Raw genomic sequence first — 12924 nt, forward strand, 5'->3', positions numbered from 1 at the left:
TATTCCTCAGAAACCAGTCGGTGCTTGGGTGTGCCAGTCAGTGACCTGTTGGTACTGATGCGCAACGTTGAGCAGGCGTGCTTCCTGGAAGTAGTTGCCCAGCAGCTGCACGCCGACCGGCAGACCGTCGACGAAGCCGGCGGGCATGGACAGGCCCGGGATGCCGGCCAGGTTGGCGGTGATGGTGTAGATGTCTTCCAGGTACTCGGCGACCGGGTCGTTGTTCTTCGCGCCGATCTGCCAGGCCAGGTTCGGCGTGGTCGGGCCGAGGATCACGTCGACCTCGTTGAAGGCGGCGACGAAGTCGTTCTTGATCAGGCGGCGGATCTGCTGGGCCTTGATGTAGTAGGCGTCGTAGTAACCGGCGGACAGCGCATAGGTGCCGACCATGATGCGGCGCTTCACTTCCGCACCGAAGCCTTCGCCGCGCGAACGCTTGTACAGGTCTTCGAGGTTGACCGGGTTCTCGCAGCGGTAGCCGAAACGCACGCCGTCGAAACGCGACAGGTTGGAGCTGGCTTCCGCCGGGGCGATCACGTAGTAGGCGGGGATCGCATGCTGCATGTTCGGCAGGCTGATGTCCTTGACGGTGGCGCCGAGCTTCTTCAGCTCCTCGACCACGGCCATGACCTTCTCGCCGATACGGGCATCCAGACCGCTGCCGAAGTATTCCTTGGGTAGGCCGATGCGCAGGCCGGCCAGGGGCTGGTTCAGAGTGGCCAGATAGTCGTCGACCGGCTGGTCGACGCAGGTGCTGTCCTTGGCGTCGAAGCCGGCCATGCCGGCCAGCATCAGGGCGCAGTCTTCGGCGTTACGGGCCAGCGGGCCGCCCTGATCGAGGCTGGAGGCGTAGGCGATCATGCCCCAGCGGGAAACGCGACCGTAGGTCGGCTTGATCCCGGTGAGGTTGGTCAGCGCGGCCGGTTGGCGAATCGAGCCGCCGGTGTCGGTGCCGGTAGCAGCCGGCAGCAGGCGCGCGGCAACCGCAGCCGCCGAACCGCCGGAGGAGCCGCCCGGTACGCGGGTCAGGTCCCAGGGGTTCTTCACTGCGCCATAGTGGCTGGACTCGTTGGCCGAGCCCATGGCGAATTCGTCCATGTTCAGCTTGCCCAGGGTGACGGTGCCGGCGCTGGCCAGCTTGTCGACTACGGTGGCGTTGTAGGGCGCCTTGAAGCCGGTGAGGATCTTCGAGCCGCAGCTGGTCAGCACATCCTGGGTGCAGAACAGGTCCTTGTGGCCGATCGGGGCGCCGAGCAGGGCGCCGTCTTCGCCATTGGCACGGCGCGCGTCGGCGGCTTGCGCCTGGGCGCGGGCCAGCTCTTCGGTCACGGTGATAAAGCTGTTGAGCTGCGGGTCGAGCTGCTTGATGCGCGCCAGCAGGGCGCCGGTCAGCTCCACGGAGGAGAAGGTCTTGTCCTTCAGGCCGCGGGCGATCTCGGCCAGGGTCAGTTGATGCATGGGAAACCCTTTCCTTTTATTCGATGACTTTCGGCACGAGGTACAGGCCGCTTTCCACGGCCGGGGCGATGGCCTGGTAAGCGTCGCGCTGGTTCTGTTCGGTTACTGCATCGGCGCGCAGGCGCTGGGTGGCCTCCAGCGGATGGGCCAGTGGCTCGATGCCGGTGGTGTCGACCGCCTGCATGGCGTCGATCAGGCCGAGGATGTTGTTGAGGGTCGCGGTGGTTTGCGGAATTTCGCCTTCGCTCAGCCCCAGACGGGCCAGATGGGCGATTTTTTCCACGTCGGAGCGTTCGAGCGCCATCGTGATTCTCCAGGGACTAGCGGGTGACCGGGCGGGAGCGGGCGGGAACGGATGCCGCGCTGGGTGGTCAAAGGCCGCGAATTTTGGGCCTACAAGGCCCGGAAAAGCGGGCAATTTAGCACATCCGCCGCCTTGCCCAAAAGGCTGCTCGTTGATAGAGTTTGCCGCACTTTTTTACCCAGCGTTTCCACCACGCTCTGCCTAGGGTTCTCTATCCCATGTTCAAGAAACTGCGTGGCATGTTCTCCAGCGATCTGTCGATCGACCTGGGAACGGCCAATACCCTGATTTATGTGCGCGAGCGCGGCATCGTCCTCAACGAGCCGTCCGTGGTTGCCATTCGCACCAGCGGCAACAACCAGAAGAGTGTGGTTGCCGTCGGTACTGAGGCCAAGCGCATGCTCGGCCGTACTCCGGGCAACATCTCCGCCATCCGCCCGATGAAGGACGGCGTGATCGCCGACTTCAGCGTCTGCGAGAAGATGCTGCAGTACTTCATCAACAAGGTTCATGAGAACAGCTTCCTGCAGCCCTCGCCGCGCGTGCTGATCTGCGTGCCGTGCAAGTCGACCCAGGTCGAGCGCCGCGCCATCCGCGAATCGGCTCTCGGTGCCGGTGCCCGCGAAGTGTTTCTGATCGAAGAGCCGATGGCGGCTGCCATCGGTGCCGGCCTGCCGGTCGAAGAGGCCCGTGGCTCGATGGTCGTCGACATCGGTGGCGGTACCACCGAAATCGCCCTGATCTCGCTGAACGGCGTGGTCTACGCCGAATCCGTCCGCGTTGGCGGTGACCGCTTCGACGAAGCCATCATCACCTACGTGCGCCGTAACTACGGTTCGCTGATCGGAGAATCCACCGCCGAGCGCATCAAGCAGGAAATCGGCACCGCCTACGCTGGCGGCGACGTGCGTGAAGTCGATGTGCGTGGTCGCAACCTGGCCGAGGGTGTGCCGCGCAGCTTCACCCTCAACTCCAACGAAGTGCTGGAAGCGCTGCAGGAGTCCCTGGCGACCATCGTCCAGGCGGTCAAGAGCGCCCTGGAGCAATCGCCGCCGGAACTGGCTTCCGATATCGCCGAGCGTGGCCTGGTACTGACCGGTGGCGGCGCGCTGCTGCGCGACCTGGACAAGCTGTTGTCCCAGGAAACCGGCCTGCCGGTGATCGTCGCCGAAGACCCGCTGACCTGTGTCGCCCGTGGCGGTGGCCGTGCCCTGGAGATGATGGATCGTCACTCCATGGACCTGCTCTCCACCGAGTGAGCCTGAGGTAAGCTGTCAAAGCCGGAAGCCCATTCTTCCGGCTTTGTATTTTCTGGCTGTTGCACTTTCCGCCGCTGCAAAAGGGGACGCGCCATCAAACCGCTATTCGCCAAAGGGCCCTCGCTGGGCGTACGACTGCTGGTGCTGGTCGTGCTATCGGCCGTGCTGATGGTGGTGGATGCGCGTTTCGAAGTGCTGCAGCCACTGCGTGCCCAGCTGGGCCTGATCACCGAGCCCGCCTATCGCCTGGCCCGCCTGCCGCTGACCCTGTGGGAAGGCGTGGCGCAGCAGTTCAGCAGTCGTAGCGAGCTGATGGCCGAGAACGAGAAGCTCAAGGCCGAAGCTCTGCTGATGCAGGGGCGCCTACAAAAGCTGGCCACCCTCACCGAGCAGAACGTGCGTCTGCGCGAGTTGCTCAACTCCGCCGCCCTGGTCGACGAGAAGGTGCTGGTCACCGAGCTGATCGGCGTCGACCCCAATCCCTTCACCCATCGCATCCTGATCGACAAGGGTGAGAAGGACGGCGTGTTCCTCGGCCAGCCCGTGCTCGATGCGCGCGGCCTGATGGGGCAGGTGGTCGAGGTGATGCCCTATACCGCGCGGGTCTTGCTGCTGACCGATACCAATCACAGCATTCCGGTGCAGGTGAATCGCAACGGCCTGCGCGCCATCGCCGCCGGAACCGGCAACCCCGAACGCCTGGAGCTGCGCCATGTGGCCGATACCGCCGATATCAAGGAAGGTGATCTGCTGGTCAGTTCGGGCATGGGTCAGCGCTTCCCGGCCGGTTACCCGGTGGCTTCGGTCAGCGAAGTGATCCACGACTCCGGCCAGCCGTTTGCCATTGTTCGCGCCATTCCCACCGCCGCACTCAACCGCAGTCGCTACATGCTGCTGGTGTTCACCGATGCGCGTAGCGCCGAAGAACGCGCTACCGAGGCGGCCCAGGCTCAGGAGGCCGCCGACGCTGCTGCGCCGGTCGAGGCGCCGGATGCGGCAGTACCGGCCCCGGTGCCGGGGCGTGACGAACCTGCCGTGCCGGCGGCTGCACAGGAGAGACAGTGATGGTGGCCCGATCCCGCAATGGCTGGGTGGTCTGGGGCAGTCTGCTGCTGGCCCTGCTGCTCAGCGTGGCCCCCATGCCGCAGTTCATGGAGATCGGCCGGCCGCTGTGGCTGGCGCTGGTCCTGAGTTACTGGGTGTTGGCGCTGCCCCATCGCCTGGGCATGGTCAGTGCCTGGAGCCTGGGTCTGGTGGAAGATGTGCTGTATGGCACCCTGCTCGGGCAGAACGCGCTGATACTGACCCTGATCACTTTCCTGGTGCTGTCCTTGCAGCGCCGCCTGCGGATGTTTCCCATGTGGCAGCAGAGCCTGGTGCTGCTGGTGGTGTTCGGACTGGCCCAGCTGGTGCAGTTGTGGCTCAACGCTCTCACCGGCAATCGCCCGCCAACCCTGGCTTTTGTCCTGCCGGCGCTGATCAGCGCCTTGCTCTGGCCCTGGGTGTTCGCCATCCTGCGTGGGTTGCAGCAGCGTTTCGCGGTCAACTGACAAGACCGCTTCTTCAATTTCCTTCGACAGGGAGATGTCTGCATGGCCACGCTCTACCTGGCCTCGGGTTCCCCCCGCCGGCGCGAATTGCTGGCCCAGATCGGCGTTCCTTTTACTCCTCTGATCGCCGCCATAGACGAAACCCCGTTGCCGGATGAGTCCGCCCATGGCTATGTAGAGCGCCTGGCGCGGGAAAAGGCCGAGGCTGGTCTGGCTACTCTGGGGTCGGCCGCCGAGGCGGTGGTGCTGGGGGCCGACACGGCGGTGGTGCTCGATGGCCGCATTCTCGGTAAACCGCTGGATCGCGCGGATGGCCTGGCCATGCTCGCGGCGTTGGCCGGGCGCGAGCACCAGGTGCTGACCGCCGTGGCGTTGGCCGGCGCCGGCCGGGTCGAGTCGCGGGTAGTGGTCAGTCGGGTCGCGTTTCGCCCTTTGCGGCCCGGTGAGGCCGAGGCCTACTGGGCCAGCGGCGAGCCGCAGGACAAGGCGGGTGGCTATGGTATCCAGGGCCTGGCGGCGGTGTTTGTCAGCCAGTTGCAGGGCAGCTATTCGGCGGTAGTAGGGCTGCCATTGTGCGAGACCGCGCAAATGCTTGGAGAATTCGGGATTCCGTGCTGGCAGGCTGCGCCTGTCGGCCCACAATAGAACGCGGCGGCCCCTGGCCAGCAGCCGCGACGCGCAGAGTAGGACGCATGAGCGAAGAAATCCTGATCAACATCACGCCGATGGAGTCGCGCGTGGCCGTGGTGGAAAACGGTGTGCTGCAGGAAGTGCATGTCGAGCGTACGCAGAAGCGCGGCATCGTCGGCAATATCTACAAGGGCAAGGTGGTGCGGGTGTTGCCGGGCATGCAGGCGGCCTTCATCGACATCGGCCTGGATCGCGCCGCTTTCATCCACGCGGCGGAAATCTCCAGCCGCGAAGGCAGCGCGGTGGAGCCCATCGGAGCCCTGGTGCATGAGGGCCAGAGCCTGGTGGTGCAGGTGACCAAGGACCCCATCGGCACCAAGGGCGCACGCCTGACCACCCAGCTGTCGATTCCCTCGCGCTACCTGGTGTACATGCCGAAAACCGCGCATGTCGGTATTTCCCTGAAGATCGAGGACGAGACCGAGCGCGAGCGCCTCAAGCAGGTGGTCGCCGACTGTGTGGCGGCCGAGGGCATCGAGGAGGCGGGCGGCTTTATCCTGCGCACCGCCGCCGAGGGTGCCGGGCGCGACGAGATCCTCGCCGATATCCGCTATCTGCGCCGCCTGTGGGAGCAGATCGCCGGGCAGATGCAGACGGCCAAGACGCCTTCGGTGATCTACGAGGACCTGTCCCTGGCCCTGCGCACCCTGCGCGACCTGGTCAACCCTAAGATCGAGAAGATCCGCATCGACTCGCGGGAAACCTTCGGCAAGATCACCCAGTTCGTCGACGAGCTGATGCCCGAGATCGCCGATCGCCTCGAACACTATCCGGGCGAGCGGCCGATCTTCGACCTGTACGGTGTCGAGGACGAGATCCAGCGTGCCATGGAGCGCAAGGTACCGCTCAAGTCCGGCGGCTACCTGGTGGTCGATCCGGCCGAGGCGATGACCACCATCGACGTCAACACCGGCGCCTTCGTCGGTCACCGTACCCTCGAAGAAACCATCTTCAAGACCAACCTCGAGGCGGCCACCGCGATTGCCCGGCAGATGCGGCTGCGCAACCTCGGCGGGATCATCATCATCGACTTCATCGACATGGAAGACGAGGAACATCAGCGCCAGGTGCTGCGCACCCTGGAAAAACAGCTGGAGCGTGATCACGCCAAGACCAACATCATCGGCATCACCGAACTGGGCCTGGTGCAGATGACCCGCAAGCGCACTCGCGAGAGCCTCGAACAGGTGCTGTGCGAGCCCTGTGCGGCCTGCCAGGGGCGCGGCAAGCTGCGCACTGCGGAAACCATCTGCTACGAAATCTTCCGCGAAATCCTGCGCGAGGCCCGTGCCTATCAGGCCGAGGGCTACCTGGTGCTGGCCAATCAGAAGGTGATCGACCGCCTGCTCGACGAAGAGTCAGGCAACGTCGGTGAACTGGAGGCCTTTATCGGCCGGCCCATCAAGTTCCAGGTCGAAAGCATGTATTCCCAGGAGCAGTACGACGTGGTGCTGCTCTGAATGGGCTTCCTGGTCCGGCTGTTGCGATGGGGATTGGGGCTCTGCGCTCTGTTGCTGGTGCTGGCCGCGCTGTATGTCAGCCTGGGTCGGCAACTGGCACCGCTGCTGGCGGAATATCGCGATGAGGTGCAGGACCGGGCGCGTGATGCGCTGGGCATGCCGCTGTTCATCGGTAGCCTTGAAGGCGGCTGGAGTGGCTTCGATCCGGTACTGACGGCCCACGATGTGCAAGTGGGCGAGGGTGCCAGTGTCGTGCGTCTGGATCAGGTGCGCGTGGTACCGGATGTGATCGGCAGCCTGCTGGCCCGCCAGTTGCGCTTTGCCAATCTGCAGGTCGAAGGGCTGCAGTTGAGCCTGCGCCAGGGCGAGGAGGGTCGCTGGACCGTCGAAGGGCTGCCGACCCGCGAACCGAGCCAACCGCTGCAGCCGCAGCAACTGCTCAAGCTGCTGGAACATGTCCGCAAGGTATCGCTGCTGGGCAGCCAGCTGACTCTCGAACCGCGGGGGCGCGAGCCGCTCAGTCTGACCTATATCGACGCCACTTTGCGCAGCGGGCTGGTACGCCAGCGCCTGGATGTGCGCCTGCGTCTGCCCGACGGTCAGCCGCTGGCCTTGCGTTTGCGCGTGCGCCTGGATGCCAAGGACTGGCAGGCGAGCAGTGCCGAAGCCTACCTGAGCCTGCCGCAGAGCGACTGGGCGGCCTGGTTGCCAGAGGATCTGACGGGTGCCTGGCAGCTGGACAAGGCTCAGGCCGGCGGCGAGTTCTGGCTGGACTGGGCCGAGGGGCGTGTGCAGCGCGGTGCGGCTCGCCTGCATGTGCCGGAGCTGAGTGGCAGCCACGACGGCCGTAAACCGGTACATATCTCGGACCTGGGCCTGAACAGCTATTTCGAGCGCCAGGCCGACAGCGCGGAGTTGCTGGTGGACGGCCTGGCGCTGAGCCTGGGCGAGACGCGCTGGGGCGAGGTCAGCCTGGCCCTGCGCCAGCGCCTTGACGCAGCCGGGCAGGCCGAGCTCTGGCAACTGGATGCCGATCGGCTCGACCTCACGCCCCTGGGGCCGGTGATACGCGCCCTGGTACCGTTGCCGGAGCAGGCCGACGAGGCCCTCGCGGCCCTGGCGCCACACGGAGTGCTGCGCAATGTGCGCCTGGAGTACCGCCCGCAGTTGAACGATGGCAAGCGCCTGCAGTTCTTCGCCAACCTGCAGCAGGTCGGCATAGGCGCCTGGCAGGGTGTGCCGGGTGTGGAGAACGCCAGCGGTAGCGTACGCGGTGATCTGGGCGGCGGCGAGGCCCTGGTTGCCAGCGAGAACTTCAGCCTGCACTTCCCCAACCTGTTCGCCGAGCCCTGGCAATATCGCCAGGCCGGCGCCCGGCTGGACTGGCAGCTGGACGAAGGCAACCTGACGCTGAACAGCCCCTACCTGCAGGTGGTTGGCGAGGAAGGCAGGATTGCCGGTGATTTTCTGGTGCGGCTGCGCAAAGACCCGGCGGAAGAAGACTACATGGACCTGCGCGTCGGCCTGGCGGACGGCGATGCGAGCAAGGCCGGCAAGTACCTGCCGACCAAGTCCCCCGGTTTCAGCCCAGCCCTGGGCGAATGGCTGCAGACGGCGATTCGCGGTGGGCGCATCGACGATGGCTGGTTTCAGTACCAGGGCTCGCTGGCCAAGGGGGCCGACGACGCGGCCCGCAGCATCAGCCTGTATTTTCTCGTGCATGATGCCGAACTGGCTTTCCAGCCGGGTTGGCCGTTGCTGCGCGAGGCGCGTGGCGAAGTGCTGATCGAGGACGATGGCGTCGATGTGCGCGTGTCGGAAGGCCGCCTATTGGACAGTCGCGTGCTCAACGTGCAGGCCAGCGTGCCCCATGTCGCACCGGGTCAGGTGTCACGCCTGGCCCTGGAAGGCGAGGTGGAGAGCAGCCTGGGCGATGCGCTGAAGATTCTTCAGGAAGCGCCTATCGGTACTGCCGAGACCTTTGCCGGCTGGCAGGGGCAGGGACCGTTGAGCGGCAAGCTGAAGCTCGATATTCCTTTGGCCACGAGCACGCCGCCGCAGGTGCAGGTGGATTTCGCCACCGAGGGTGCGGACCTCAAGCTGGTCAATCCCGCCCTCGAACTGAGCCAGCTCAAGGGTGCCTTCCGCTTCAATACCGCCAGCGGTCTGAGCGCCCCGGACATCCGCGCCCGAGTGCTCGGCCATGCCGTGCGCGGCCGGGCCGTGGCCGAAGGCGCGCGGGGCAATGCGCGGACCCGCATCGAGGCCAATGGGCGAGTGCCTCTGGGCGAGTTGACCCGCTGGCTGGGCGTGACCCAGCCCCTGCCGCTGGCCGGCGAGCTGCCCTACAACCTGCGCCTGACCCTGGATGGTGCCGACAGTCAGCTGCGAGTCGATTCCGACCTCAAGGGGTTGGCCGTGCAGCTGCCGCCACCGTTCGCCAAGGCGGCTGCCGAAACCCGCAAGACCTCTTGGCGCATGACCCTGCAGGGCAATGAGCGGCGTTACTGGCTGGATTATGGCGAGCTGGTCAACCTGGCCTTCGCTGCGCCGCCAGGCCAGTTGCTACAGGGGCGCGGAGAGCTGCGCCTGGGTGGTGGCACTGCACAAATGCCAGGTGGTAGCGGTATACGCATCAGCGGGCAACTCGCCGAACTGGACTGGATTGCCTGGCAGGCGGCAATCAAACCCTATGCAGGACTGTCTGGCGATCGTCAGAGCCAGCAGTTCTTTCGTGGCGCAGAGATGAAGATCGGGCGCTTCAGCGGGTTCGGCACCCAGGTCGATGACCTGGCCGTCAAGCTGGCGCGAGGCGAGAGTGCTTGGCAGCTGGATCTGGCCAGCGCGCTGCTCGAGGGGCGGGTCGGTCTGCCGGATGCGCAAGGCGCGCCCATCGATGTGAACCTGGCACGCCTGAGCTTCCCGCCGGCCGCGCCACCGGTGACGACAGACCCTGTGGATAAGCCTGATCCGCTGGCGGCGGTCGATCCGAAGCAGGTGCCGGCGCTGGATCTGCGCATCGCCAAGGTCCTGCAGGGCGATGACCTGCTCGGGGCCTGGTCGCTGAAAGCCAGGCCGACCCCGCAAGGCGTGCAGTTCAGCGATCTGGCGCTGGAACTCAAGGGCCTGCGCGTGGGGGGCAGCGCCGGCTGGGAGGGCGCGGCCGGTGCTAGCAGCAGCTGGTACAAGGGTCGGCTGGAGGGCGAGAACCTGGCCGATGTTCTCAATGCTTGGGGGTATGCGCCCAGCGCCACCAGCGAGCGCTTCCGTCTCGATGCCGATGGGCGCTGGCCCGGCTCGCCTGCAGGTCTCAACCTCAAGCGCTTTACGGGCAGCCTCGATGCCAGCCTGCGCAAGGGGCAGTTCGTCGAGGTGCAGGGTTCGGCCTCGGCCCTGCGGGTGTTCGGCCTGCTCAACTTCAACTCCATCGGTCGCCGTCTGCGCCTGGACTTCTCCGACCTGCTCGGCAAGGGGCTCAGCTATGACCGCACCAAGGTCCTGCTGGTTGGCCAGAACGGTGTATTCGAAACCCGCAAACCACTCAAGGTCGAAGGCCCGTCCAGCACCCTGGAGCTGAATGGCACCCTGGACATGGCCGATGAGCGGATCGATGCCACGCTGTTGGTGACCCTGCCGGTCACCAACAATCTGCCCTTGGCAGCGCTGATCGTTGGTGCGCCGGCCATCGGCGGTGCGCTGTTCGTGGTGGACAAGCTGCTCGGTGATCGCGTGGCGCGCTTTGCCAGCGTTCAGTATCAGGTCAAGGGGCCCTGGGCGAGCCCGGAAATCACTTTCGACAAGCCCTTCGAGAAACCCCGGTGAAGTCAGTTTCGTCGACATGGGGTAGCATGCAGGCATGAACCTGGCGCAAGTATCCATGTCCTTTGCCGTGATCCAGATGGCCAGTCAGGACGATGTCCTGGCCAACCTCGTTGCAGCCCGCCGTCTGCTGGAGCAGGCCGCGCAGCAGGGCGCGCGCCTCGCCGTATTGCCGGAGAACTTCGCCGCCATGGGCCGCCGCGACCTGGCGGCCCTGGGGCGTGCCGAGGCGCAGGGCGACGGGCCGATCCTGCCCTGGCTGCGCGACACGACCCGTGAACTCGGACTCTGGCTGGTCGCCGGCACCATTCCCTTGCCGCCCGACGGCCAGCCCGATGCCAAGCCCCATGCCTGCTCGTTGCTGTTCGATAGCCAGGGCCAGCGCGTCGCCCGCTACGACAAGCTGCATCTGTTCGATGTCGATGTCGCCGATGCGCGCGGGCGTTATCGCGAATCGGACGACTATGCCTTCGGCAATCAGGTGGTGGTCGCCGATACCCCGCTCGGACGCCTGGGGCTGACGGTGTGCTACGACCTGCGCTTCCCCGAACTGTACAGCCGGCTGCGTGCGGCCGGTGCCGAACTGATCACGGCCCCGGCGGCCTTCACCGCCGTCACCGGTGCCGCCCACTGGCAGGTGCTGACTCGCGCCCGTGCCATCGAGACCCAGTGCTATGTGCTGGCGGCCGGGCAGGGCGGTGTTCATCCGGGCGGGCGCGAGACGTTCGGCCACTCGGCCATCATCGATCCCTGGGGGCGAGTGCTGGCGGAACAGGCCACAGGCGAGGCGGTATTGCTGGCCGAGCGCGATGCCCGCGAGCAGGCGGCAGTGCGCCAGCGCATGCCGGTGGCCCAACACAGACGATTCATTGCGCCGGCCCAACCCGGGGCGGCGCCCACGGAGCAGTTATGACCGACATCCTCGAACGCGTCAGCAGCCAGCTGCTGGCCCCCGGCAACCTCGCTATCGAGCAGTTGCCGGCGATTCTCGGCGACCTGGCCGGCCCCGGCATCGACGCCGCCGACCTGTATTTCCAGAGCCAGGTTTCGGAAACCTGGGTGCTGGAGGACGGCATCGTCAAGGAAGGCAGCTTCAACCTCGACCAGGGCGTCGGCGTGCGTGCCCAGTCCGGTGAGAAGACCGGTTTCGCCTACAGCAACGCGATCCATGCCGAGGCGCTGAGCCAGGCCGCCCGCGCCGCTCGTTCGATTTCCCGCGCCGGGCAGCAGGGCCGTGTGCAGGCCTTCGCCAGTCCGCAGATCACTGCACTGTATGCTCAGGACAATCCGCTGGAAGTGCTGCAGCGCGCCGAAAAGGTCGAGCTGCTCAAGCGTATCGATGTCGCCACCCGTGCGCTCGACCCGCGTATCAAACAGGTTACTGTCAGCCTGGCCGGGGTCTGGGACCATGTGCTGGTGGCTTCCAGCGACGGCAGCCTGGGCGCCGACATCCGCCCGCTGGTGCGCTTCAACGTCAGCGTGATCGTCGAACAGAACGGTCGCCGCGAACGCGGCGGTCATGGCGGCGGCGGGCGCAGCGATTACCGCTATTTCCTCGAGCGCGATGGTAACGGCGAAGAACGCGCCATGGGCTACGCCCGCGAGGCCTTGCGCCAGGCGCTGGTCAACCTGGAAGCGATTCCCGCGCCGGCCGGCACCCTGCCGGTAGTGATGGGCGCCGGCTGGTCCGGCGTGCTGCTGCACGAGGCGGTCGGCCACGGCCTGGAAGGCGATTTCAACCGCAAGGGCAGTTCGGCCTACAGCGGCAAGATCGGCCAGCCGGTGGCGTCCAAACTATGCACCATTGTCGATGACGGCACCCTGGCCGGGCGCCGTGGCTCGCTCAGCGTCGACGACGAGGGCACACCGACCCATTGCACCACGCTGATCGAGAATGGCGTGCTCAAGGGCTACATGCAGGACAAGCTGAATGCGCGCCTGATGGGCATGGCGCCGACCGGCAATGGCCGGCGCGAGTCCTACGCGCATCTGCCGATGCCGCGCATGACCAACACCTACATGCTGGCCGGCGAGAGTGACCCTGAGGAAATCATCCGTTCGGTGAAGAAGGGCATCTACTGCGCCAACCTCGGCGGCGGCCAGGTGGACATCACCAGTGGCAAGTTCGTGTTTTCCACCAGCGAGGCCTACCTGATCGAGGACGGCAAGATTACCGCGCCGGTCAAGGGCGCCACGCTGATCGGCAATGGTCCGGAGGCCATGAGCAAGGTCTCCATGGTCGGTAACGACCTGGCCCTGGACAGCGGCGTGGGTACCTGTGGCAAGGACGGCCAGTCGGTGCCGGTTGGCGTCGGCCAGCCGACCCTGAAGATCGATGCGATCACCGTGGGTGGTACGGGAGCCTAGTGTCTGGGCTGGGTGAG

General features: G+C 65.9%; 10 protein-coding genes. 8 read left to right on the forward strand and 2 right to left on the reverse strand.

All coding sequences use genetic code 11. The features are described from left to right. Positions 1-6: 6 nt before the first annotated feature. Positions 7-1458, reverse strand: coding sequence for an Asp-tRNA(Asn)/Glu-tRNA(Gln) amidotransferase subunit GatA (gene gatA / locus AYB31_RS15085; RefSeq protein WP_068829522.1), 1452 nt, complete (start codon positions 1456-1458; stop codon positions 7-9). A gap of 16 nt (positions 1459-1474) precedes the next feature. Beyond that, a complete protein-coding gene (gene gatC / locus AYB31_RS15090) occupies positions 1475-1762 on the reverse strand; it encodes an Asp-tRNA(Asn)/Glu-tRNA(Gln) amidotransferase subunit GatC (RefSeq protein WP_068829523.1) in 288 nt (95 codons plus the stop codon). Positions 1763-1980: 218 nt separating this feature from the next. On the opposite strand from gatC, the gene mreB reads away from it, so the two are divergent. The 8 genes from mreB (at position 1981) to tldD (ending at position 12907) form a co-directional block, all read left to right on the forward strand. Further along, positions 1981-3021 (forward strand): rod shape-determining protein MreB, encoded by a 1041-nt coding sequence (gene mreB / locus AYB31_RS15095; protein ID WP_068829524.1) that lies wholly within the window; start codon positions 1981-1983, stop codon positions 3019-3021. Between the two features lie 93 nt (positions 3022-3114). Then, a complete protein-coding gene (mreC, locus tag AYB31_RS15100; protein WP_082805319.1) occupies positions 3115-4086 on the forward strand; it encodes a rod shape-determining protein MreC in 972 nt (323 codons plus the stop codon). Beyond that, a complete protein-coding gene (gene mreD, locus AYB31_RS15105) occupies positions 4086-4571 on the forward strand; it encodes a rod shape-determining protein MreD (protein WP_068829525.1) in 486 nt (161 codons plus the stop codon). The genes mreC and mreD overlap by 1 nt, the downstream gene beginning before the upstream one ends. A gap of 42 nt (positions 4572-4613) precedes the next feature. Further along, a complete protein-coding gene (locus AYB31_RS15110) occupies positions 4614-5216 on the forward strand; it encodes a Maf family protein (protein ID WP_068829526.1) in 603 nt (200 codons plus the stop codon). 47 nt (positions 5217-5263) lie between these two features. Beyond that, on the forward strand, positions 5264-6721 hold the full coding sequence (gene rng / locus AYB31_RS15115) for a ribonuclease G (protein WP_068829527.1): 1458 nt from the start codon (positions 5264-5266) through the stop codon (positions 6719-6721). Beyond that, on the forward strand, positions 6722-10543 hold the full coding sequence (locus AYB31_RS15120; protein ID WP_068829528.1) for a YhdP family protein: 3822 nt from the start codon (positions 6722-6724) through the stop codon (positions 10541-10543). A 55-nt stretch (positions 10544-10598) separates the two neighbouring features. Then, entirely contained in the window at positions 10599-11453 is an 855-nt protein-coding gene (locus tag AYB31_RS15125; protein WP_068829645.1) for a carbon-nitrogen hydrolase family protein, read from the forward strand. Next, positions 11450-12907, forward strand: a complete 1458-nt coding sequence (gene tldD, locus AYB31_RS15130) for a metalloprotease TldD (protein ID WP_068829529.1) — start codon at positions 11450-11452, stop codon at positions 12905-12907. Before AYB31_RS15125 ends, tldD begins: the two co-directional genes overlap by 4 nt. Positions 12908-12924: the final 17 nt, after the last annotated feature.

The organism is Pseudomonas sp. BMS12 (assembly GCF_001592875.1).
GTDB lineage: Bacteria > Pseudomonadota > Gammaproteobacteria > Pseudomonadales > Pseudomonadaceae > Aquipseudomonas.